The 20,998-nt window shown below is 69.6% G+C and carries 17 protein-coding genes and 2 pseudogenes; 10 read left to right on the top strand and 9 right to left on the bottom strand.

Going from position 1 to position 20,998, the window contains the following annotated elements:
* The first annotated feature begins 83 nt into the window (after positions 1-83).
* On the top strand, positions 84-893 hold the full coding sequence (locus OHU89_RS31935) for a class I SAM-dependent methyltransferase (protein WP_405648029.1): 810 nt from the start codon (positions 84-86) through the stop codon (positions 891-893).
* Here OHU89_RS31935 and OHU89_RS31940 read toward each other — a convergent pair.
* Positions 884-2,053, bottom strand: a complete 1,170-nt coding sequence (locus tag OHU89_RS31940; protein ID WP_405648031.1) for a winged helix DNA-binding domain-containing protein — start codon at positions 2,051-2,053, stop codon at positions 884-886. The genes OHU89_RS31935 and OHU89_RS31940 overlap by 10 nt on opposite strands.
* Before the next feature lie 741 nt (positions 2,054-2,794).
* Between OHU89_RS31940 and OHU89_RS31945 the strand changes: the two genes are divergently transcribed.
* From OHU89_RS31945 to OHU89_RS31960, 4 genes are all read left to right on the top strand, one after another.
* Complete coding sequence (locus tag OHU89_RS31945) at positions 2,795-3,568, top strand: isoprenyl transferase (RefSeq protein WP_266888578.1); 774 nt, start codon at positions 2,795-2,797, stop codon at positions 3,566-3,568.
* Positions 3,569-3,889: 321 nt separating this feature from the next.
* Positions 3,890-5,215 carry a PhoH family protein gene (locus OHU89_RS31950; RefSeq protein ID WP_046262347.1) on the top strand — a complete coding sequence of 442 codons (1,326 nt, stop codon included), beginning with the start codon at positions 3,890-3,892 and terminating at the stop codon, positions 5,213-5,215.
* A 419-nt stretch (positions 5,216-5,634) separates the two neighbouring features.
* Complete coding sequence (locus OHU89_RS31955) at positions 5,635-6,321, top strand: transglycosylase SLT domain-containing protein (RefSeq protein WP_405648034.1); 687 nt, start codon at positions 5,635-5,637, stop codon at positions 6,319-6,321.
* Between the two features lie 152 nt (positions 6,322-6,473).
* A complete protein-coding gene (locus tag OHU89_RS31960) occupies positions 6,474-7,802 on the top strand; it encodes an AI-2E family transporter (protein WP_405648036.1) in 1,329 nt (442 codons plus the stop codon).
* A gap of 24 nt (positions 7,803-7,826) precedes the next feature.
* Here OHU89_RS31960 and OHU89_RS31965 read toward each other — a convergent pair.
* Positions 7,827-7,964 (bottom strand): annotated as a pseudogene (locus OHU89_RS31965) (alkyl hydroperoxide reductase); the annotation flags it as partial.
* Here OHU89_RS31965 and OHU89_RS31970 point away from each other — a divergent pair.
* The 4 genes and pseudogenes from OHU89_RS31970 to OHU89_RS31985 form a co-directional block, all read left to right on the top strand.
* Positions 7,956-8,594 (top strand): annotated as a pseudogene (locus OHU89_RS31970) (LysR substrate-binding domain-containing protein); the annotation flags it as partial. The pseudogenes OHU89_RS31965 and OHU89_RS31970 overlap by 9 nt on opposite strands.
* 169 nt (positions 8,595-8,763) lie before the next feature.
* Positions 8,764-9,615 carry a MarR family transcriptional regulator gene (locus OHU89_RS31975; protein ID WP_405648039.1) on the top strand — a complete coding sequence of 284 codons (852 nt, stop codon included), beginning with the start codon at positions 8,764-8,766 and terminating at the stop codon, positions 9,613-9,615.
* 78 nt (positions 9,616-9,693) lie between these two features.
* A complete protein-coding gene (locus OHU89_RS31980) occupies positions 9,694-10,080 on the top strand; it encodes a roadblock/LC7 domain-containing protein (RefSeq protein ID WP_405648041.1) in 387 nt (128 codons plus the stop codon).
* A 3-nt stretch (positions 10,081-10,083) separates the two neighbouring features.
* Complete coding sequence (locus OHU89_RS31985) at positions 10,084-10,512, top strand: hypothetical protein (RefSeq protein ID WP_046262352.1); 429 nt, start codon at positions 10,084-10,086, stop codon at positions 10,510-10,512.
* A gap of 51 nt (positions 10,513-10,563) precedes the next feature.
* Here the strand turns inward: OHU89_RS31985 and OHU89_RS31990 are convergent, their stop codons facing one another.
* From OHU89_RS31990 to OHU89_RS32010, 5 genes are all read right to left on the bottom strand, one after another.
* A complete protein-coding gene (locus OHU89_RS31990) occupies positions 10,564-12,888 on the bottom strand; it encodes an ABC transporter permease (protein WP_405648043.1) in 2,325 nt (774 codons plus the stop codon).
* A complete protein-coding gene (locus OHU89_RS31995; protein WP_365391870.1) occupies positions 12,885-13,571 on the bottom strand; it encodes an ABC transporter ATP-binding protein in 687 nt (228 codons plus the stop codon). Before OHU89_RS31995 ends, OHU89_RS31990 begins: the two co-directional genes overlap by 4 nt.
* Positions 13,568-14,092: a PadR family transcriptional regulator gene (locus OHU89_RS32000; RefSeq protein WP_266822519.1), complete on the bottom strand. Its 525-nt coding sequence runs from the start codon at positions 14,090-14,092 to the stop codon at positions 13,568-13,570. Before OHU89_RS32000 ends, OHU89_RS31995 begins: the two co-directional genes overlap by 4 nt.
* A gap of 116 nt (positions 14,093-14,208) precedes the next feature.
* On the bottom strand, positions 14,209-14,442 hold the full coding sequence (locus OHU89_RS32005) for a hypothetical protein (RefSeq protein WP_095046857.1): 234 nt from the start codon (positions 14,440-14,442) through the stop codon (positions 14,209-14,211).
* Positions 14,439-15,371 carry an SPFH domain-containing protein gene (locus OHU89_RS32010; RefSeq protein ID WP_405648047.1) on the bottom strand — a complete coding sequence of 311 codons (933 nt, stop codon included), beginning with the start codon at positions 15,369-15,371 and terminating at the stop codon, positions 14,439-14,441. Before OHU89_RS32010 ends, OHU89_RS32005 begins: the two co-directional genes overlap by 4 nt.
* 260 nt (positions 15,372-15,631) lie before the next feature.
* Between OHU89_RS32010 and OHU89_RS32015 the strand changes: the two genes are divergently transcribed.
* A complete protein-coding gene (locus tag OHU89_RS32015) occupies positions 15,632-17,908 on the top strand; it encodes a transglycosylase domain-containing protein (RefSeq protein ID WP_405648049.1) in 2,277 nt (758 codons plus the stop codon).
* Positions 17,909-17,954: 46 nt separating this feature from the next.
* Here the strand turns inward: OHU89_RS32015 and OHU89_RS32020 are convergent, their stop codons facing one another.
* Together OHU89_RS32020 and OHU89_RS32025 are read right to left on the bottom strand one after the other, a co-directional pair.
* On the bottom strand, positions 17,955-20,000 hold the full coding sequence (locus tag OHU89_RS32020; protein WP_405648051.1) for a SpoIIE family protein phosphatase: 2,046 nt from the start codon (positions 19,998-20,000) through the stop codon (positions 17,955-17,957).
* A gap of 295 nt (positions 20,001-20,295) precedes the next feature.
* The gene (locus OHU89_RS32025) at positions 20,296-20,988 is read right to left on the bottom strand and encodes a DUF402 domain-containing protein (RefSeq protein ID WP_405648054.1); all 693 of its coding nucleotides are present in this window, start codon (positions 20,986-20,988) and stop codon (positions 20,296-20,298) included.
* Between the last annotated feature and the right edge of the window lie 10 nt (positions 20,989-20,998).

Consider the following 20,998-nt stretch of genomic DNA (forward strand, 5'->3'; position numbering starts at 1 on the left):
GGAGGCCCACCGTGTCCGCCGCCCCCTCCCCGGCCCGTGAAAATCAGCGGCATTCCCAGACCTCACCCTGCGACGATCACCCCATGCCGATCGACCACCCCCACCGCAGCTACGAAGCCCTCGTCGCCGAAGGCGCCTCCGTGCCCACCGAAGGGTGGGACTTCTCCTGGTTCGAGGGACGGGCCAGCGAGGCGCGGCCCTCGTGGGGATACGCCGTGGCCAAGGCCGGGCGGCTCTCCCGGGCCACCGCCGCGCTGGACGTCCAGACCGGGGGAGGGGAGGTCCTGGACTTCGCTCTCGGCAAGGCGGCGGAGGGCTCGAAGGTGCCCCGCCTCGTCGTCGCCACCGAGGGCTGGCCACCCAACGTGGCCAAGGCGACCGCGCTGCTCCGCCCCCACGGCGTCGCCGTCGTCGCCTCGCCCGAGGACGCCCCGCTGCCCTTCGCGGACGCGGCCTTCGACCTCGTCACCAGCCGCCATCCCGTCGCCCCCAACTGGCCGGAGATCGCACGCGTGCTCCAGCCGGGTGGCACCTACTTCGCCCAGCACGTGGGCCCGCGCAGCGTCTTCGAGCTCGTCGAGCACTTCCTCGGCCCGCTCCCCGCCGAACAGAGCGCCTCCCGCCACCCCGGTCGCGAACGCGCCGACGCCGAGGCCGCCGGGCTCGAGGTCGTCGATCTGCGTGCGGAGCGGCTGCGGATCGAGTTCCAGGACATCGGGGCCGTCGTCCACTTCCTGCGCAAGGTGGTGTGGATGGTGCCGGGCTTCACCATCGAGACGTACCAGCCTCAACTCCGCGCTCTGCACGAGCGGATCGAGTCCGAGGGGCCCTTCGTCGCCCACAGCACCCGCCATCTCTTCGACGCCCGGAAACTCACGCCTCCTCACGCGTGAGGCCCGACCGTCACCTCCCCGACCACCAACTCCGCCTCCGCCTCCAGCACTTCACCCACCCGCTCCACCCGCTCCCCCAACTCCCGCTCCTGCCGCGCCGTGAGCCGCCGCAGCGGCTCCACCGTGACGGTCGTACGACGGCCCCGGCGCCGCTGATGCCAGACCCCGGCCACCACACCGTCGACCAGCAGCAGCGGAAAGTTGCCGGCCTGGCCGGCCGCCAGCGCCCGCTGGTACGCGGCACCGGGGAACAGCAGCTCACGGGGCTGGGCGGCGATGCCGTACGCGTCGAAGTACGGCAGCAGCCGCACACCCCGCATCCGATCCCTGTCCCGGACCCCGTCGTTCCCGGGGAACTCTGTGTCGCCCGTCACCACCCAGGCCGCCGTCCCCTCGAAGTCGACCTCCTCGATCTCCCCGGCCTCCGCCATCCGCCGGAACAGTGCGCTCGGCCAACCGCCGGGCGCCGCCAGCCACTTGGCGAACCACGCCGGGGTTCCGGGCCCGTAGGCGTGCAGATAGCGCCGTACGAGAGTCCGCACGGCCTCGTCCGGCGGCAGCGGATCGAAGTGCGGCGGGCGGGTGTACGTCACCTTGCGGCCCCGGTTGGGGCCGAAGCACAGGGCGCCGGACCAGCCCGCCCGGTGCAGCACCAGCCGCCAGCGCGGCCACAGGGTCTGGAAGGCGGGCATCACCAGGTCACCGGCCCAGGCGCCGGTGCGCGCCACGACCTCCTTGCCCAGCTCGTCCACGGTCAGACACACCCCGTCCAGGGCGTCCCCGATCGCCGCCACGATCTGCCCGGCCTGCTCCTCGCTGACCCGTACGTCCGATGCGAAGACCGTCCCGGCCGGGACGGCCGGCAACGCGGCGCACCACAGCGGGAGTTCGGCCGTGGGAAGCAGATGGACGGTCCCGCGCGGGCCGTGCGTCTTCACCAGTGACCGGTCCTCCCAGAGCGCCTCGCGCACGTCCGCCCGTGTCGTCCCCTCGGTCCGCATCCCGACCGACAACTCGGCCGCGGACAGCACCTGCGCATGCGCCCCGAGCATCGTGGCGACCACCTCGGCGACCGGGACGCCCGGCTCCGCGGAAGTGGCCAAGAACTGCCGTTCGAGTCGGCGTGCGCTCGCCTCGGTCCATGTGATCCTCACCGTCATGATTCGACGGTAGGGCGGAACTAGGTCAGGAACTGTCCTCTATGGAGATGTGCGAAGAGCAGCAGCCATCACTGTGGGCAAATCGGGCAATCATCGCATCAGCCCCCCATTCCCCCTTCGCATCCATGGGATTCACGAGGTTTCCACATCGTTATCACCGTCAACTCGCTTCTTACCTTGATCTCACGTAAGTTCAGACCAAGGTAATTCGCGCGAGCAAAGCTGTGTGGCCGGCATCGCGCAGCGGAGGGGGCTGCGCGGCGCCCTGCCTTCGCAGCTCACCGGCCTCATCGCGCGACCGGCGCCCGGCGTCAAGCCGAGGTTCGCGGCCGGGGTCACCCACCTGGGGGACGCGAGAACAAGTCGCCGAGCATCCGGCAAGTCGCCCCAAAGCCTCCGGATCTCCGCGGAACCCACCCGATTGCCTTGGGAATCCGCTGCGATTCGGCCATGGATCCTCCATGAACGGGGCCTTTCCAGGCCATCGGCCCGTCGCCACCCGACTCCGGAGAGTAGTTGTGGCACGCCGATGCACGCAGCATCACTTACGAAGGGTTATGGTGGAAACCCCCCCTCGGGCCGGTCCGTCTCCCCCCCACGGACCGGCCCGTTTTTTGTGGGTCGACGTGCGGCTCTGCCGTGTTGGCGTGACCGGCAACTCGACCCGCGCTCAAGTCATCCTCCACCGCACCGGTAGGCTTCCGCCCGCGGGGACCGCCGTACGGAGGGGCTGACAAGAACGTGAACCTGCGCGACAAGCTGCGCGGCCTGCTGGTCAGGCTGTACGCGCGCCGGGTGGAAGGCCACCTGGACCACGCTCAGGTGCCCAAGCACATCGGCGTCATCATGGATGGCAACCGCCGCTGGGCGAAGGCCGCCGGATCCACCACCGTGCACGGTCACCGCGCTGGAGCCGAAAAAATCGAGGAGTTCCTCGGCTGGTGCTCCGAGACCGAGGTCGAGGTCGTCACCCTCTGGCTGCTGTCGACGGACAACTTCGACCGGCCCCAGGACGAACTCGGCCCGCTGCTCGGCATCATCGAGGACGTCGTGCGCACCCTCGCCGCGGACGGCCGCTGGCGGGTGCACCACGTCGGCACCCCCGACCTGCTGCCCTCCCAGATGCAGCTGGCGCTGAAGGAGGCGGCGGAGGCGACGGCGCACGTCGACGGGATACTCGTCAACCTCGCCATCGGCTACGGCGGTCGCCAGGAGATCGTGGACGCCATGCGGTCGATGATGCTCGACGCCGCCGACAAGGGAACCTCGCTCGAGGACCTCGCCGAGTCCGTCACCATCGACGCGATCGGCCGTCATCTCTACACCGGCGACCAGCCCCACCCCGACCTGGTGATCCGCACCAGCGGCGAGCAGCGGCTGTCCGGATTCATGCTGTGGCAGACGGCCCACTCCGAGTACTACTTCTGTGACGTCTTCTGGCCGGCCTTCCGCAAGGTCGACTTCCTGCGCGCCCTGCGCGACTACGCGGCGCGGCATCGCCGCTACGGCGGTTAGGTCGCGCGGCAGGCGCCCGGCCTACCCCGTTTGGGGCGGAAGTAACAAGGAGTTCACCAGCGCGCCGTCATACGCACCGGCATGGCGGCGCATGTTCGAGGGCATAAGCCAAGCAGGTCGACACCCGAACCACGGGTGTCGGATCTCAGCGGGCGGCACCGGAGCCGTTCGCCCGGGAGGCCCTTTGCACCAGCTCGACCGTGCGGTCACAGCACGGAAGAAGCAGTGGAGGGCCGGTCTCCGGCCCGTGCATCGCGGCCGTCGACCGGTCCAGCTCCACTCCGTCGCTCCCCGACCTCATCCGAGGGGGTACGTCCTTCCGTGGTGACCAGCACAAAGCGCCGTATGCCAGACCGGCGCACCTATGTTCTCGACACCAGCGTTCTGCTGGCCGACCCGAACGCCCTGAACCGCTTCGACGAGCACGAGGTCGTGCTCCCCATCGTCGTGGTGACGGAACTGGAGGCCAAGCGGCACCATCCCGAGCTCGGATACTTCGCCCGGCAGGCACTGCGGCTGCTCGACGAGTTCCGGGTGCGGCACGGCCGCCTCGACGCCCCCATCCCGATCGGGGAACTCGGCGGAACCGTCCGTGTCGAGCTCAATCACTCGGACCCCAGCGTGCTGCCCAGCGGCTACCGCCTGGGGGACAACGACTCCCGCATCCTCGCGGTCGCCCGCAATCTGCAGGCCGAGGGATTCGACGTCACCGTCGTCTCGAAGGACCTCCCGCTCAGGATCAAGGCCTCCTCGGTCGGTCTTCTCGCCGAGGAGTACCGGGCCGAACTCGCCATCACGGGCTCCTCCGGCTGGACCGGAATGTCCGAACTGACCCTGCCGGGCGAACAGGTGGACATCCTCTTCGAGGAAGGCCATGTGTACGTCCCCGAGGCCGCCGACCTGCCCGTGCACACGGGTCTGACGATCCAGTCCGAGCGCGGCAAGGCGCTGGGGCGGGTCAGTCCCGAGGGCAACATCCGCCTGGTGCGCGGTGATCGGGAGGCGTTCGGCATCAAGGGGCGCAGCGCGGAGCAGCGCATCGCGCTGGACATCCTGCTCGACCCGGACATCGGCATCGTGTCCATGGGCGGCCGGGCCGGCACCGGCAAGTCGGCGCTCGCGCTGTGCGCGGGCCTGGAGGCGGTCCTGGAGCGCCGCCAGCACCAGAAGGTGATGGTCTTCCGTCCGCTGTACGCGGTGGGCGGGCAGGAGCTCGGCTATCTGCCGGGCTCCGAGTCCGAGAAGATGAGCCCCTGGGCGCAGGCGGTCTTCGACACGCTGTCCGCGGTAGCCAGCCGCGAGGTCATCGAGGAGGTCACCGCGCGCGGGATGCTCGAGGTCCTGCCCCTCACCCACATCCGCGGACGCTCGCTGCACGACGCGTTCGTGATCGTGGACGAGGCGCAGTCACTGGAACGGAATGTACTTCTCACCGTTCTGTCCCGAATCGGAGCCAATTCGCGGGTGGTCCTCACCCATGACGTGGCCCAGCGGGACAACCTGAGGGTGGGGCGCTACGACGGTGTCGTCGCCGTCGTGGAGAAGCTGAAGGGGCACCCGCTCTTCGCCCACGTCACGCTGACGAGGTCCGAGAGGTCCCAGATCGCCGCCCTTGTGACCGAAATGCTGGAGGACGGGCACATCTGACCCTGTCGTCCATCTTCACAAGGGTTACGCAGTAGTTGGCGCCGTTCGGAAAGGCAGTGAGCCTAGCCGGGCGGCGCCTCGGTGTGTGCGGCTTTCCTGAAATCCCTAGGGGCAAACGAGGTGTGAGCTTTCACACGCAACTCAGAATTGCCACCCGGCGTCCGGTTGCGGCAGAGTCTCATTCCTGTCAGGCCCCGCATACGACACACCTGTACCCCCAGCGGTACGGCACCACAGCAACACCAGCTTCAACTCCATAGCCGCCGTCGTATGCCGCCCGAGCACCACGCGGCGCCTCCCTCACGGGAGTTGCCCACCGGGCCCGAACCTCCCGTGACCCAGTAGTTGGGAGGTCAGCGCCAGGGGCAAGATTGCGTCCGCCAGGGTCACCGAAGCGGGCGATGCTGGAAGGAAACCGTGTGAGTCCGATTTCGGTCCGGGGATTCGCAGTGGCCTCTGCCACCGCGGTCACCGCTGTCGGAAGCGTCGTCGGCGTTGCCTCGGGCAGCACCGCGCAGACGAACGACGCCGAGGCGGCAGTAGCCGATTCGACGCTCCTCGCGGACATACCCGCGGGCCAGCAGGCCCAGGTGCAGACCGCGTCCCTGACGCAGCAGGCCAATGTCCAGGCCATCGCCGCCGACGCGAGCGCCAAGAAGGACGCCGAGGAATCGGCTCGCAAGGCTGCTGCCCAGTCGGCTGTCGAGAAGAAGGAAGCCGCCGAGAAGGCGGCGCAGGACGCCAAGGAGCGCGCCGAGGCCAAGGCCGCCGCCGCCTCCCGTGACTCCTCCAGCTTCCCCGTCCAGAGCTCGTACACCATTGCGCAGATCCAGGCGATGGCGCGCCAGATGGTGCCGAGCGGTCAGTGGACGTGCTTCAGCAACATCGTGGACCACGAGTCCAGCTGGAAGTACACGGCGGTCAACGCCTCCTCCGGCGCCTACGGTCTCTTCCAGGCTCTGCCCGGCTCCAAGATGTCCTCCGTCGGCGACGACTGGCGGACCAACCCGGCCACCCAGATCAAGTGGGGCCTCAACTACATGGACAGCCGCTACGGCAGCCCGTGCGAGGCCTGGTCCTTCTGGCAGGCCAACAACTGGTACTAGAGCCGCCCGGCCCCGGCCGACGCTCAACCCCGCGCAGCCCCTCACCGTCCTACGGTGGGGGGCTTTCGCCCTGTTGTACGGTCTGACGGACGACTCACAGGCTCCAGGGGGGAGTGGTGGGGAAAGACGGGGGAAAGGGACGGACACGGATCATGTCGCGAGTGCCTGAGTGGCTCGGTCGGCTCGGCCACGGACTGACCGAGATGGGTGACCGGCTGGACGAGCGCCGAGCGGAGGCGGAGCGCGAGGAGGAGGTCTCGCCTCCCGACGAGCCCCCGCCGCCCACCGACGAAGCACCCCCCGCCGCGACTCCCCGCCCCGATCCCGCGCAGGCGGTCCCGTGGGGCATGCGCGTCGCCGCCGAGGCCGGCTGGCGACTGCTCGTCCTGGCGGGCACGGTCTGGGTCCTCATGCGGGTCATCAGCGCCGTACAACTCGTCGTCCTCGCCTTCGTGGCCGCGCTGCTGATCACCGCGCTGCTCCAGCCGACGGTGGCGTGGCTGCGGCGCTACGGCGTTCCGCGCGGCCTCGCGACCGCGCTCACCGCGATTCTCGGCTTCGTCGTGATGGGCCTGATCGGATGGTTCGTGACCTGGCAGGTCATGGAGAACATCGACAACGTTTCCGACCAGGTCCAGGACGGCATCGACGAGTTGCGCAACTGGCTGCTCAACAGCCCGTTCCATGTCACGGACAAGCAGATCAACGACATCGCCGAGAACCTGCGGGAAGCGGTCGGCGCGAACACGGACCAGATCACGTCGGCCGGTCTGGAAGGTGTGACGGTCGTCGTCGAGGCGCTGACGGGCATCCTGCTCGCCGCCTTCTCGACGCTCTTCCTGCTCTACGACGGCAAGCGTATCTGGGAGTGGACGCTGAAGCTGGTGCCGGCGGCGGCGCGGCCAGGCGTCGCGGGTGCGGGCCCGCGAGCGTGGCGCACGCTGACGGCCTATGTGCGCGGCACGGTGATAGTGGCTCTGATCGACGCCATCTTCATCGGCCTCGGCATCTACTTCCTGGGTGTCCCGATGGCCGTTCCGCTGGCGGTCTTCATCTTCCTGTTCGCGTTCATCCCGCTGGTGGGCGCGGTCGTCTCGGGCGCCCTGGCGGTGGTGGTCGCGCTGGTGACACAGGGCGTGTTCACGGCGGTCATGTCCCTGGCGGTCGTGCTGGCGGTGCAGCAGATCGAGGGGCACATCCTGCAGCCGTTCATCCTGGGCCGCGCGGTCCGGGTCCACCCGCTGGCGGTGGTCCTGTCCGTCGCCGCGGGCGGCATGGTCGCCGGGATCGGCGGTGCGGTGGTCGCGGTGCCGTTGGTCGCGGTCACGAACACGGTGGTCGGCTATCTGCGGTCGTACTCCCGGGAACAGGCCCTGAAGCAGTCGCCCCGGCCACGGGGCGCCACGGCGATGGACGTCGCCCCCGCATCCCCTCCGACGGACGCCCCCGGCACCAAGGAGGGCCCCGCCCACCAGGGGTGAGCGAGGCCCGGAGCATGGGGCGGACTAGTCGGCGAGGATCGCTTCCGCGTCCAGCGTCACGCCGATCGCCTGGACGATCGAGGCGATCTTGAAGGACTCCTGGATGACCTCGCGGTCGACGCCCGCCTTGCGGAGTACCTGCTCGTGGGAGTCGAGGCACTCGCGCCGTACCTCCTGCCCACCGTCCTCAACCTGGTCCACGACCGCTACCCGCACCTCGACCTCCAGGTCCACGAGGAGCAGACCGCCAACCTCATCGACGGCCTCACCACCGGCCGCCTGGACCTGCTGCTGCTCGCCGTACCGCTCGGGGTGCCCGGCGTCGTCGAACTCGCGCTCTTCGACGAGGACTTCGTGCTCGTCACCCCCCTCGGCCACCCGCTCGACGGCCGCGAGGGCATCACCCGCGAGGTGCTCGAGGAACTCAACCTGCTGCTCCTGGACGAGGGGCACTGCCTGCGCGACCAGGCCCTCGACATCTGCCGGGAGGCCGGGCGGGCCGACGCCCCCGTCACCACCACGGCCGCCGGACTGTCCACGCTCGTCCAACTCGTCGCCGGCGGACTCGGGGTGACGCTGCTGCCGCGGACCACCGTCAAGGTCGAGACGTCCCGCAGCACCCACCTCCTCACCGGAAACTTTGCCGAGCCCGCCCCGTCCCGCCGCATCGCCCTCGCCATGCGGACGGGAGCGGCGCGCGGTGCCGAGTACGGCGAACTGGCCACCGCACTGCGGGAGGCGCTGCGGCCGCTGCCCGTCAGGCTCGTCGGCAGTTCGGAGACAGTCGCCTGAGAATCGTTCAAATGAGCGCCGAACAAAGCGAATTGAACGGCTCTACGCTTCAATTTCCGTCAGCTGGGAGCAGCTCGGAATAACCCGGCCGAAATATGCCTCGCGGCTGATACACATACCCCCCTGAGTGCTACGCGCCAGGCGTATGTGCGAAATGCCAGGGGGAGTGATGTCGGGCCTTCGCGACCCCCTCGACCTCGATCAGGTCGGTCACGACCTGCTGGCACACGCCCTGACGCTGTGCGGGCGCGAGGAGTTCACCGGGGAGCTGAGAGTGGCCGGAGCGCCCGGCGGCACCCTCCATCTGCGCAACGGGCTCGTCGTGGGCGCGCAGAGTCCCGGCGCCCCCGGACCCGAGGCGCTGCTGCTGCGTTCGGGCCGGGTCAGCGGGGAGGAATGGGCCGCGCTGGTACGGGAGTCGGGCGGGGCGCGCTGGCCGGCGGCCGGACTGATCGCGCGCGGCTATGCCGGGGCCGCCCAGCTCAGGGTCGTGTGTGTGATGGCGCTGCACGACGCGGTCTTCGCCGTCCTCGCCGGCCGGGTGCACGGCTGTGAACGTGTCGCCGAGACCGAGCCGTTCGCCACGGTCGCCGTCGGTGAGGCATCGAAGCGGCTGCTCCAGGAGGGCACCCGCAGGCTCACCGCCCTGGCCGCGCTGCCGCACCCCGTGCACCCCGACCGTGAGCGTCCGCATCCGGTCCCGGACATGGACGCCGGCCCTCTCACCGCGCTCCAACGCGAGCTGCTCACCCACGTCGACGGCCGCAGCACCGCCCGTGACCTGGCCTTCCGCACCGGGCGTGGCGTCTACACCGTCACCGTCGAGATGGCCCGGATGCTCGGCGAGGGGCTCCTGGAGTGCGCCGCGGCACCCACCCCGATCCCGGTCCTCCCCATCCCCGACGAGGGGGTGCGGCAGCGCGACCCGTCGCCTCCCACCGCCCCGCCGCTTGTCCCCGGCACCCTGCCCCGCCGTAAACCCGGCGGATTCTTCCGGCTGCGAAACGGAGCCCCCAAATGATCCCCCAAATGAGCCCCAAAAAGAGCCCTCGAATGAAGAAGCCGAACAGATCCGAACAGAAATAGGGGAGTTGAATACATGGATCACGAAGCACTGGCGCTGGAAATGCGTGGACTGCGCGAACAGGTGACCGGCATCACCGATACGGCGGTCGCCGCCGCCGACGGACTGCTCATCGCGGCGGACACCGCCGACTCCATCGATCCGGAGGGCCTCGCCGCCCTCGCCGCGGCCGGCCTCGGTCTCGCCCGCCGCACCGCCCAGGCGACCGCCCGGGGCACCCTGCGCCAGACCGTGACGTACGGCAGTCACGGCTGCGCGGCGTTCTACGCGGTCGGCGACACCGCCCTGATGGTCGTCATCGGCGACGAGGGCATGGACGTGGACCGACTGCACCGGGCGACCCAGCCCGCTCTCGACCGTATCGGCTCGATCCTCACGCACAAGGCAGCGGAAGGAGTCTGAAGGGTGGCGACGAAGCGTATGACCCCCGGTTTCTCCGATCAGGTGATGGGCCTGGTCAAGTCACTGCGTACCGATGCGCCCGACTGTGTGGCCTCGGGCGTGGTCGACATGTCCACCGGCATGCTCCTTTCGTACGAGACCGTCGAGAACCATCCGCCGGAGGTCCTGGACCTGCTGGCGGGTGCGACTCTCGACCTGTTCCAGGGCCGCACGGTCGTGATGATCGAGGACGTCTTCAAGGAACGCCGCGGGATGGGCGGTGACAACCACTTCTTCCAGGAGATCCTGGTCAACAGCGAGAACCTCACCCACCTGTTCATCCGGCTGAACGAACAGCAGGACGTGGTGGCCGTGGTGGTCTGCCGGAAGTCGGTGAACGTGGGCATGCTCTTCGCCCAAGTGCGGCGGGTGGTACGGGAGTACAGCCTCTGAGCACACGGAAAGGGCCCCTCCCGAACCGGAGGGGCCCCACCGTCGTACCGACTACTCCGTGCGCAGCCCGTCCGGCCGCATCAGCCGCAGCAGCGGCGGCAGGCTGAGCAGCGTCACCACCAGGACGACCGCGGCGCCCGCGCCCGTCATCGACAGCACGCCCGCCCAGTCCACGGACACCGGGGTGTTCGTCATCTTCAGCAGGACCGCGCCGAGCGTCAGCCCCACCGTCGAGGCCAGCACCAGCCCGAGGCCGACCGGGATCGCCGTCTGCCACAGCACCGACAGGCTCAGCGTGGAGCGCTTGGTGCCGAAGGCGATCAGGGCGGACAGCAGCTTCTTGCGTTCACGGAGCTGCTCCAGCTGGGAGACCAGCAGACTCGCGCCGATCAGCATCAGGACGCAGGTGGCGCCGACGAACAGGCCACCGCGGATCGAGGCGTAGTTCTCGTCGCGCACGGAGGACGTGAACTGGATGGGCTCCTGGTACGGGTCGATGGCCGCCGTCGTGTTGCGGACGTACTCGATGGCGTCCGGCACCGCGTTGTCGAGCCCCAGATACACCTCGGGGGTGAGCAGTGGGGCGGCTCCCGAGGGCAGCGCCGCCGGTGTCAGCAGCACGCCCGCGCGCCCGACGCGGGCCGAGTCCTCGGTGCCCTGGACGACCTTGAAGTCCTTCGGGACGGTCCAGGCGACCGACTTCGTCGTCGCGCTGTCGTCGGAGTCGTCGAACCAGAGCTTGTTGCCGCTCTTGACCATCTTGTCCGTGTCGTAGGCGTAGTCGCCGACCCGCAGGACGAACACGTCGCCGTCACGGCAGGAAGGGAGCTTCGCGACCTCGCGCAGGGCCGCACAGGTGCCGACGGACACGGGGGCGAAGTTCTGGGGGTCGACGCGGCTGCTTCCGAGGTATCCGTCGGACAGGTGGTAGACGCGCGTGACGCCCCGGGTCGCCGCGAGCTTCTCCTTGGCCTCGGCGACCGGACTCCCCGTGGACAGTTGTACGGCGATCTGCGCGCCGGTGACGTTCTCGTCCTTGCGCTCCGTGTACTGGCCGTCGACTCCGGCGAACAGCATCTGCAGGGCGATCGCGCCGGCCACCGCCACCGCGATGCCGTTGACCATGCGGGCCGCTGTGCCGCTGCTCAACTGGAGTCTGCGGACCGCCAGTTGCCAGGCCACCGGGCCCACTCCGAGCCGGGAGACGACCGCTTCGACAGCCCAGGGCAGCAGCGCGGTCACGCCGACCAGCAGCAGCATGACGCCACCGATGGTGAGGTACTGGTTGAAGTTCCCGCCGTCGCGTCCCTGGCCGATCATCGGGTAGAGCATCGCGAGCCCGCCGAGCGGCAGCAGCAGCCGCCACCACAGCCGGCGCCGCGAGGGCTTCGTCGTACGCACCACGCCCAGCGGCTCGATGACGACACCGCGCAGCGCCAGCTGGGTGACCAGCACGGCGGCCGCGGGCACCGCGACGGCGACCAGCAGGGCCAGCAGGGGCGAGGGGTTGAGATAGCTCGGGAAGAAGCTGTAGTCGAAGAGCTCCACGGAGCCCGCGATCTGACGCCCGATCATGAAGAAGCCGGCGCCCAGGACCAGGCCCACCATGGCTCCGGCCATCGCCTCGCCCGCCGCGACCCGCCGGGTCATCCGCGCGTCGGAGCCCACCAGCCTCAGGGCCGCGAGCCGCCGGTCGCGCCGCTCGCCGCCGAACCGCACGGCCGCCGCGATGAAGACGGCGACGGGCGTCAGCAGTACCGCGAAGACGACGAGGATCAGCAGGAGCAGTACGGGATCCAGCGGTTCCTTGGACTGCTGCGGGGCCCCGAACCGCTCGATGCGGTCCACGACGCCGCCATCGATCTTGGGTGCGAGTCCCTCGGCGCCGCGGTAGAAGGCGAGTTCGGCCGAGCCGATCAGACCGCTCTCCCCGATGGTCCCGACGATCCGGTCCGGCAGCCGCTCCCGCAGCACCTTCCCGTCGCCGGACTCCAGGAGCTTCTTCAGCGCGGGGGAGACCACCATCTCGCCCGCCGCGGGGAAGGCGGAGAGCCCCGGCGGCAGCGGCGACTTGGGCCCCTCGGGCTCCAACTCCCGGCCCCGCACGCTCTTGTCGTGATAGGTCGTGGTGATGTATCCGACGATCAGGGTGTCGTCGGCCTTCTTGATCCTGGTCCCGCTGAACGACATGTCGGTCCGCGCGGCCTCCCGGTCGTCCCGCGCCGACATCGCGCTCGGGATCGCGGTGGTCAGCAGCAGCAGCGCCACCCCGAGCCCCACCCCGACCGCCGTCAGCAGCACCCGGATCCAGCCTTCGCGTCCCCCCGCGAACGCGAATCTGACCCCCATCCCCAGGTCCCGCGTCCACTGCTTCATACGACTCGCTCCATGTCCCGGGACTTCCCGTCCCGTACGACGATCTCGCGGTCGGAGTAGGCCGCCACCCGCGCCTCGTGCGTGACCAGTACGACGGCCGCATTGGTGGACCGCGCGGCCTCGGTGAGCAGCTCCATCACGCGCTCGCCGTTGAGCGAGTCGAGCGCGCCGGTGGGCTCGTCGGCGAACAGCACGCGCGGGCTGGTCACCAACGACCGTGCCACGGCGACACGTTGCCCCTGCCCGCCGGAGACCTCACCCGGCCGCTTCTTCTTCAGGTCGTCGACCTCCAGCCGCTCCATCCACGTCAGGGCGGTCCGCTCGGCCTCCTTGCGGGAGGTGCCGTTGAGCCGCAGCGGCAGGGCGACGTTCTCCACGCAGGTCAGCTCGGGGACGAGCTGGCCGAACTGGAAGACGAACCCGAACTGGGAGCGCCGCAGCTCGCTGCGCTGGGCGTCGTTCATCGTCGCCATCTCGCGCCCGCCGTACATGATCGAGCCCGAGTCGGGCGTCACGATCCCGGCGAGACAGTGCAGCAGCGTGGACTTGCCGGACCCGGAGGGGCCCATCACGGCGACGACCTCGCCCGGGTGGATGGAGAACTGGGCGCCGTCGAGCGCCAGGGTCGGGCCGTACGCCTTGCGCAGGTCGTCGGCCACGAGCAGGGAACCAGCGGGAGTCATTCGGCCACCACCTGTGCGAGCTTGTCGAGACGCGCGGCGGTCAGTTCCAGCCAGCGCAGATCTGCTTCGAGATGGAACAGGGCGTGGTCGCAGATGAGCTGATCGGCGAGGTCCCCCTTCCGCTTCCGGTCGGTGAGGATCCGCATCATGCGCAGATGCTCCGAGCGCTGTGTGTCGAGGATGTCGGCGGCGTCGCGGTGCGTGAGCAGCGCCAGGACGACCTTCGTGTACAGCGTCGACTGCAGATACGGCTCGGGCTTCTCCGGCGTGGCCAGCCATCGCTGTACGTCGGTGATGCCGGCCTCGGTGATCGCGTACCGCTTGCGCTCGGGCCCGCCGCCGGCCTCGATGCCGTCGACCTCGACGAGCCCGTTCTTCAGCAGGCGCGACATCGTCGAGTAGACCTGGCCGTAGTGCAGGGGCCGGTCGTGACCGAACTTCTCGTCGAAGGCCCGCTTCAGGTCGTAGCCGTGGCGGGGTCCGGACTCCAGGAGTCCCAAGAGGGTGTGACCGATGGACATGCGGAGGACTGTACACGCGGCGTATACACGGCATGTATACGCCGAGTGTGTAGGTGGCGTGGGTGGGTGCTGAATCGCAGGTGGGGGCCGATTGTCACGGTTCTGCTACACGGATCTCAGGCCTCCGGATCCACCGGTGGCCGCCCCCGGCGCGGGATGGGCCCGGCCTCGCCCGGTAGCCGCCCCGCGTCCGCCAGGGCCTTCCGCAACAGGAACTCGATCTGTGCGTTCGCCGACCGCAACTCGTCCCCGGCCCACCGGGCCAGCGCCTCGTACACGGACGGGTCCAGCCGCAGCAGCACCTGCTTGCGCTGCTGCGGCCGCCGCTTCGGCGCGGACTCCTCCGTCACTGGTAGAGGGTCCCCGTGTTCAGGACGGGCTGTGCCGCACGGTCCCCGCACAACACCACCATCAGGTTCGACACCATCGCCGCCTTGCGTTCGTCGTCCAGCTCCACGATGTCCTGCTCGCTGATCCGGGCGAGCGCCGCCTCGACCATCCCGACCGCCCCGTCCACGATCTGCCGCCGCGCCGCGACGATCGCCCCGGCCTGCTGCCGCTGGAGCATCGCCGAGGCGATCTCGGGAGCGTATGCGAGGTGGGTGAAGCGGGACTCGATGATCTCGACGCCGGCCGCCTCCACGCGCGCGTGGAGTTCGAGGGCGAGCTTCTCGGTGATCTCCTCGGCGTTGCCACGCAGGGAGAGACCGCTCTCCTCGTGAGCGTCGTAGGGGTACTCGATGGCGATGTGCCGGACGGCCGCCTCGGTCTGGGTGGAGACGAACTCGATGTAGTCGTCCACCTCGAAGGTGGCCTGCGCGGTGTCCTCGATCCGCCACACCACGACCGCGGCGAGCTCGATCGGGTTGCCGTAGGCGTCGTTGACCTTCAGGACGGCCGTCTCGTGGTTGCGCACCCGCGTCGAGATCTTGGTGCGCGAGGTGAAGGGGTTCACCCAGCGCAGCCCGTCCTGCCGGATCGTCCCCCGGTAGCGCCCGAAGAGCTGCACGACCCGCGCCTCGCCCGGCGCCACCGTGTTCAGCCCGCACATGGCGAGAAACGCGGCGAGTCCGACCAGGATCCCGCCGACGATCAGCGCGGCCTTCCCGCCGGTCGCCGAGACCGCCGTAGCGCCCGCAATCATTCCGGCGCCCGCGAACAGTCCCAGCAGCCCGAGGAGCAGGGCGAGTCCGCCGCCGATGCTGTGGGCGGTGAACTCCCGCACGCGTGGGGCGGGCATGGCGGGTACGTCGACGGTGGTCTCGTCGCGGGTGGTCATGGGTGGTCCCCCGGTTCTCGAATGTTCTCGTACGGCTAGCTCAGTTCTAGCTAAGTGATATCACTTTTACCCTCCAAGGCAACCCTTCACACCACTCGCTCGTCAGTTCCGTAAGGAACGGGTGCTGATTGTCACGTCCGCAAAAGACCGGATCGGGCGCCCTTTGTCACATCTCCCGGTGTTAGCTTTCTGAGCTGACCTGAGCGGCGAACCTGTGTGACGCATGCGCACACACGAGCGAAGCGGAGCGGAACGGACCCATGGGACGAGCGGAAGAAAGACGAGCGCGGCAGCGCGGCGGTCGCCGCGCCGCGCCCAAGGGCCGTTCGTCCAGGATGGCGAGCGGCGGCAGCGAGAAGAGCGTCATACGCCGGCTCTTCACCTGGAAGAAGATCCTCGGCACGTTCCTCGGCTTCTGCCTGCTCGGCATCGGCGCCTTCATCGTCCTGTACATGATGGTGCAGGTCCCCGAGGGCAACGCGCAGGCCGAGCTCCAGAGCAACACCATCAAGTACAGCAATGGCGACGTCCTGGTCCGGGACGGCAAGGTGAACCGCGAGACCGTGGACCTCGCCAAGATCCCCAAAGAGGTCCAGCTCACCTTCGTCGCCGCCGAGAACAAGTCCTTCTACCAGGACTCCGGCGTCGACCTGAAGGGCACCGCCCGCGGTCTGCTCAACACGCTGTCCGGCAAGGGCAAGCAGGGTGGTTCGACGATCACCCAGCAGTACGTCAAGAACTACTACCTCACCCAGGACCAGACGGTCACCCGCAAGCTCAGGGAGCTGGTGATCTCCCTCAAGGTGGACCGCCAGCAGTCCAAGGACGAGATCCTCGCGGGCTACATCAACACCAGCTACTACGGCCGTACCGCCTACGGCATCCAGGCCGCCGCGCAGGCCTACTACCGCGTCGACGCCGAGGACCTGAGCGTCCAGCAGGGCGCCTACCTCGCCGCGCTGCTGCAGGCGCCGAGCCAGTACGACTGGGCCACCGCCTCGGACTACAGCAAGAAGCTGGTCAAGCAGCGCTGGAACTACGTCCTGGACAACATGGTCGAGGAAAACTGGCTGGACGCCTCGAAGCGCGCGGAGATGAAGTTCCCGACCCCCAAGGAGCCCAAGGCCGAGTCCGGGCTCAAGGGGCAGAAGGGCTACTTCGTCAAGCTCGCCAAGCAGCAGCTCGTCAAGCAGCTGATGACCCAGGACGGCCTCACCCAGGACGAGGCGGAGGCCCAGTACGACCGGGGCGGCTGGACCATCACCCTGAACATCGACAAGAAGAAGCAGGCGCAGCTGGAGAAGGCCGTCAAGGCCCAGCTGACCGACAAGCTGGACCCGGACAAGCGCAAGGTCGACAAGAACATCCAGGCCGGCGCCGCCTCCGTCGACCCGAAGACCGGGAAGATCGTCGCCCTGTACGGCGGCGAGGACTACACCACGCACTTCTTCAGCAACGCCAACCGCACCGACTACCAGCCCGCGTCGACGTTCAAGCCGGTCATTCTGGCCGCCGCCCTGGAGGACGGCGCGGTGACCCAGGACGACAAGAAGATCACCGCGAGCACGGTCTACGACGGCACCAGCAAGCGTCCCGTCGAGGGCAGCGACATCGCCTTCGCCCCGGAGAACGAGGACGACCGGGACTACGGCGACGTCACCGTCCAGACGGCGATGAACAAGTCGATCAACTCCGTCTTCGCGCAGCTGGGCGTCGACGTCGGCATGGACAAGGTCCTCAAGACCGCCGCCGACCTCGGCATGGACACCGGTGACCTGAAGGCGCTGCCTGCCTACACCCTGGGCACGATGGGCGCGAGCCCGATCCAGATGGCCGGGGTCTACGCCACCCTCGACAACCACGGCAAGAAGGTCACCCCGACCATCATCAAGTCGGCCGAGCGCAACGGCAGCGAGGTCGAGATGCCCGACCCGATCGGCGAGCAGGTCATCAGCCGCGAGACCGCCGACACGGTGACCTCGGTGCTGACCGGTGTGGTCGACGACGGTACGGCCCAGACGTCCGTCCGGGAGAATCCCAAGCGCGACGGCCAGGAGGTCGCGGGCAAGACGGGTACGTCCGACGACAACAAGTCGGCCTGGTTCACCGGCTACACCCCGGACCTGGTCACCTCGGTGGGTCTGTTCGGCGAGGACTACAAGACCAAGGCCCAGGCCAAGATGTACAACGCCGGCGGTTTCGACCGCGTCAACGGCGGTGGCTTCCCGGCGCAGATCTGGTCGGCGTACATGTTCGGTGTGACGTCCACGTCCGCCGAGTTCGACCTGGACACCGACCAGGGCGCGGCGGTCGAGCCGACGTGGACGCCGACGCAGACGCCCACGCAGACCCCGACCCAGACGCCCACCCAGACTCCGACGCAGACACCCACGCAGACGCCCACCCAGACTCCGACGCAGACACCCACGCAGACCCCGACCCAGACTCCGACGCAGACGCCCACGCAGACGCCGACGACGAAGCCACCGACGGATGGCATTCCGGAGGATCCGGTGGACCCGGGGGACGATCAGTAGGGCAGAACGAAGGGCGCCCGGCATCCGCCGGGCGCCCTTCGTCTTCTCAGCTTCGGTTCAACTCGAACCAGACCACCTTGCCGGTGCTCAGCCGGGTCGCTCCCCACCGGCGTGCCAGCTTGTTGACGAGGTACAGCCCCCGCCCGCCCTCATCGGTGGCCCGGGCCTGCCGCAGCCGCGGCAACTGAGGCACGTCGTCGCCGACTTCGCAGCGCAGCACATCGGTCCGCAGCAACCGCAACGTCACCGGCCGCGAGGCGTACCGCACGGCGTTGGTCACGACCTCGCTGACCAGCAGCTCCACCGAGTCGGACATGTCCTCGAGTCCCCAGCGGGACAAGGCGCGTCGGGCCAGCCGCCGGGCACGCCCCGGTGCCGCGTCCTCCGGCTCCAGGAACCAGTACGCCACATCACTCGGCGCGATCCCCTCGAAGCGGGCGGCGAGCAGCGCGATGTCGTCGTCCCGGTCGCCCGGTCCGAGCATGTCGAGCACCTCGTCGCACAGCGCCTCCAGCGGCGGCGGATGATCCGGCCCGGTCAACTGCGCGGTCGCGGCGAGCTTCTCGCGCAGTTGCTCTATGCCGCTCCACACGTCCCGAAGGCGCGACTCGACCAGCCCGTCGGTGTACAGGAGCAGGGTCGCCCCGGCCGGGGCGTCCAGCTCCACGGCCTCGAAGTCGACGCCGCCGACACCGATCGGCGCGCCCGGCGGCACCCGCAGCACCTCCGCCCGGCCGCCCAGGTGGAGCAGGACGGGCGGCGGATGGCCGGCGTTGGCGATGGTGATGCGATGCGAGACCGGGTCGTAGACGGCGTAGAGGCAGGTCGCCATGCGGTCCGTGCCGAGCCGCTGGGCCTGTTCGTCGAGGTGGTGCAGTACTTCCTGCGGCGGCAGGTCGAGACCCGCGAGCGTCTGGGCCGTCGTGCGCAGCTGGCCCATGATCGCGGCCGACGTCATGGAGTGCCCCATGACGTCGCCGACGACCAGCGCGACCCGGCTCCCCGGCAGGGGGATCGCGTCGTACCAGTCGCCGCCGACCCGCGCGGTCTCGGCGGCCGGCAGATAGCGCGAGGCCAGCCGGACACCTGTCGGCCGCGGGAGCGTCTCCGGCAGCATGGTGCGCTGGAGTTCGTCGGCGATGTACGCCTCACGGCCGTACAGCACGGCCTTGTCGATGCCGAGCGCGCTGTGCGTGGCGAGCTGGGCGGCGACCAGGAGGTCGTCCGGCTCGAAGGCGATGCGCTCCGGGCGGCGCAGGAACAGTGCGGCGCCGATGACCCGGCGCCGACCGCGCAGCGGGGCCAGGATGGCGCGCCGGCCGCCGGGGACGATCAACTCGCTGCCCTCGCCGAGGAGTTCCGGCAGCGCGGCGCGGGCCGCCGGAGAGTCCGTGAAGACGGGGCGTACGCCCCGCAGCACCTCGGCCAGCGCGCCGCCGGTGCGCACCTCGCACAGCTCGGCGGTGACGGCCGACAGCTCGGTCAGCTCGGTTGGCTCCGGCTGGGGCGCGGGCACGGCGAAACCGCCCTCGGTGTCCCGCTCCTCCGGTATCCGGTCGGTACGGCGCAGCCGCAGCACCAGCGGGCCGGTGGGCCGCTCGTCGCCGACCGGCAGCGGGTCGCGCAGATAGACCAGGATCGCGTCCGAGAAGGTCGGCACGGTCGCCCGGCACAGCCCCATCACGATCTCGTCGAGGTCGATGCCACGGGCGATCCGCCGGGTCGCGGCGCCCACGAACCGCAGCCGGTCGCCGTCCCGGCGCATCGGCGTGGGCCGGCCGAGCGCCTGACTCTGTCCGCTCCGCCGCTCAGGGCCGTCGGACACGGCCTCCGACGGGGCGGGGACGGCCTCGGGCACCGGTCGCGGACGGTGGGTGTCCGGCTCGGCGGCCACGGTGGGCTGGGAGTGCTCGGGGTCGCCGCCGGACACCGGTGTCGTGAAGTCGGACCCCGGGGGCGGCGTCTCGCCGGCCCGGGCCTGTGCCGGTAAGGCGCTGTGCGGGGGCGTGGAGGCACGCAGGAGCGCCCCGCGAGGGTCCGCGGGGTCGGCGCCCGGCTGGGGGCGCTCGAAGGAGGTGGGCTGCTCCGTCACGCGTGTCGAATCCGTCCGTCGGTGGCTGCGCGCCTCGCGCTCAGTTCGTCCCGCCGAAATGCCGATACCCGGTATACGTGCCCCAGGAACGGAATTCCCGCGTGGTCAGAGGATGTTCCTGTGCCACCGGCGGAGCGTCTTGCCTCCGTACCGGTGTTGCCCTCGTACCCCTCGCTCACGTCCTGCCGCCCCTCGGTGACGAATGCTCAAGCTCGATGCACGCTCCGGTAGTTGCCGCCGCGCGCTCTTGCGGAGGACGATCCTACGTTTGTTGCCCGGGGGCGCATCAAGGGTCTCATGAGGACATGTGCGCGGGCGTGCGGTCCCAGTCTTCCGGCAGCAACGGTACCGACCAGGACGGATCCGGGCGCCAGTGCTGCCAGCCGTCCGAGTACGGGGTGCCCCAGGAGCGGATCACCTCCACCGCCGAACGCCCGGCCCGACGCACCTGTTCCGCCTGCGCCGAGTCCATCAGCCCGTCCCGCTGGGCCTGCGTGAACTCGTCCTCGTCGCGCCAGTGCCAACTGCGGTCCGGGTGCACGGAGATGTCCAGGAAGTGGTCCTCGGAGTCGACCCCGCCGTCCCAACGGGCCAGCGGTTCCTCCAGGTTCACGTACCAGTTCTTGAACAGCCAGCCCGACTCCCAGAACAGCCACACCGACCACGGTTCGCCCGGCCGCGCCAGCTTCAGCACACCGGTGCCGAACCAGCGGTCCCGCTGCACGGTCCGTGGCTTGGTGTACCGGGTCTCCAGCGGCTCCGCGTGCACCGAGGTGCCGTCGGCGAGGACGGGCTTCACACACTCGGTGCCGGGGGCCATCCACACGGCCAGCAGATCGTGGTCGTCCCGGACGACGGTGACAGGGCGTGCGATGTGAAAACGCGCGGCGCCGTTCTCCCGGTACCGCCACAGGATCTGACTCCCGGGCTCCCAGAAGGACGTCGTTCTACCCGCTTCCGCCGCTCTCACCGCTCCACCGTCTGCCATGAACAGATAT

The organism is Streptomyces sp. NBC_00019, from assembly GCF_045041015.1.
Taxonomy (GTDB): domain Bacteria; phylum Actinomycetota; class Actinomycetes; order Streptomycetales; family Streptomycetaceae; genus Streptomyces.

Excerpts from the sequence above, each read along its gene's own strand:
- OHU89_RS31935 (WP_405648029.1), top strand. The coding sequence starts at position 84 with ATGCCGATCGACCACCCCCACCGCAGCTACGAAGCCCTCGTCGCCGAA.
- OHU89_RS31940 (WP_405648031.1), bottom strand. The coding sequence starts at position 2,053 with ATGACGGTGAGGATCACATGGACCGAGGCGAGCGCACGCCGACTCGAA.
- OHU89_RS31960 (WP_405648036.1), top strand. The coding sequence starts at position 6,474 with ATGTCGCGAGTGCCTGAGTGGCTCGGTCGGCTCGGCCACGGACTGACC.
- OHU89_RS31975 (WP_405648039.1), top strand. The coding sequence starts at position 8,764 with ATGTCGGGCCTTCGCGACCCCCTCGACCTCGATCAGGTCGGTCACGAC.
- OHU89_RS31980 (WP_405648041.1), top strand. The coding sequence starts at position 9,694 with ATGGATCACGAAGCACTGGCGCTGGAAATGCGTGGACTGCGCGAACAG.
- OHU89_RS31990 (WP_405648043.1), bottom strand. The coding sequence starts at position 12,888 with ATGAAGCAGTGGACGCGGGACCTGGGGATGGGGGTCAGATTCGCGTTC.
- OHU89_RS31995 (WP_365391870.1), bottom strand. The coding sequence starts at position 13,571 with ATGACTCCCGCTGGTTCCCTGCTCGTGGCCGACGACCTGCGCAAGGCG.
- OHU89_RS32000 (WP_266822519.1), bottom strand. The coding sequence starts at position 14,092 with ATGTCCATCGGTCACACCCTCTTGGGACTCCTGGAGTCCGGACCCCGC.
- OHU89_RS32010 (WP_405648047.1), bottom strand. The coding sequence starts at position 15,371 with ATGACCACCCGCGACGAGACCACCGTCGACGTACCCGCCATGCCCGCC.
- OHU89_RS32015 (WP_405648049.1), top strand. The coding sequence starts at position 15,632 with ATGGGACGAGCGGAAGAAAGACGAGCGCGGCAGCGCGGCGGTCGCCGC.
- OHU89_RS32025 (WP_405648054.1), bottom strand. The coding sequence starts at position 20,988 with ATGGCAGACGGTGGAGCGGTGAGAGCGGCGGAAGCGGGTAGAACGACG.